The following is a 1,443-nucleotide window of genomic DNA, read 5'->3' on the forward strand; positions in this document are numbered from 1 at the left end:
AAGGACCCCTTTTAGCTCAAACATCTTGTTTGAACCTCCCTGATTGTATAAGGGATTAAGTGGTATGGAGGTTCAAGCCAAAACTCGCCGGGGTCCTCTTTTTCACTTTCCACTCCTCTTGTCCACAGTTAATCGACAGCCTCTTTTTTCGGCTTACAGCCCTGACAGCGGGCGTATCAAAACGCATCGCTTTGCTCTTGCCCTTTACTACTTCCCCTCCACGCGAAGCGAAAGGGGAAAGTGAACGAGGGAAACCAAGTTCGAACCTTGAGCGAAGGAAGAAGAGTAATCGAAGGCGACCTTTGGCTTTTTGTTGCCTGCTTCGTAGCATTTCCTACATCGGGCAACAAAAAACAAGACGAGCCGAAGATGCTCTTATTCCGCAGCTCAAACCGAGAACTTGCCGCACTTGCACTTATTGCCTTGAGATTCTTACTCTCCCCCTCAATCGAAGGCGACCTTTGGCTTTTTGTTGCCTGCTTCGTAGCATTCCCTACATCGGGCAACAAAAAACAAGACGAGCCGAAGATGTTCTTATTCCGCAGCTCAAACCGAGCACTTGCCGCACTTGCACTTTATGCCTTGAGCTATTTTATCACGCCCACCCCCTCATTTTCCAGTTCAAGCCTGAATGACGTCCTAAGCCTAAGGAGATAGTAACAACAAAGTACTGGCCTGGAGGAATATGCAATGGCGACGAACACCAAAACAAGAAAGCTTCGCATCGTATTCGAAAGTGAAATCGACGAGGACGAAAACGAACAGCAAGAGAAGCCCGGGAAGCAGCAAGGCGGTAAAGGGCAGAAGTGGGAATTTATGGCCATCGCAACAATTCCCCTTGTATTAGTGTTGGGGAACTCCATGTTGGTTCCGATCTTGCCCGATATGCAGAACGAACTGAACATTTCCCGATTTCAGAGCAGTCTCATCATTACGATATTTTCGTTTGCAGCTGGAATATTCATCCCTGTCATCGGCTACTTGTCCGATCGTTTCACACGTAAGGCAATCATTATTCCTTCACTCGTTATATATGGTGCTGCAGGGGTTTTGGCCGGAATGGGTGCAGTGTGGAAATCGTACACGATCATCATTATTGCCCGGGCAATTCAAGGGATGGCCGCAGCAGGGACAGCTCCAGTAGCGATGGCATTGGTCGGGGACTTATACAAAGGAGCCACAGAAAGCAAGGCGCTAGGCTTAACTGAAGCTTCCAACGGAACAGGTAAAGTGCTAAGTCCGATTATCGGCTCATTGCTCGCCTTAATTGTATGGTACGCTTCTTTTTTTGCCTTCCCATTATTTTGCGCCATCTCGCTCGTTGCCGTCATTTGGTTGATTAAGGAGCCTAAGAAAGAGAAGGAAGCACCAAAGCTGAAACCCTACATCAAGTCGATTTTGGATATTTTGAAGAAAAAAGGAAAATGGCTTATTACCTCTTTC

General features: G+C 47.3%; 2 protein-coding genes. Both read left to right on the plus strand.

Going from position 1 to position 1,443, the window contains the following annotated elements; translation table 11 throughout:
- Positions 1-267 precede the first annotated feature (267 nt).
- Entirely contained in the window at positions 268-657 is a 390-nt protein-coding gene (locus AC1DWB_RS35090; RefSeq protein WP_477545690.1) for a hypothetical protein, read from the plus strand.
- Between the two features lie 33 nt (positions 658-690).
- Positions 691-1,443 (plus strand): MFS transporter (locus AC1DWB_RS35095; protein ID WP_477545691.1); only part of this gene is annotated, 753 nt, incomplete at its 3' end.

Source organism: Paenibacillus sp. P4_E11 (assembly GCF_056401635.1).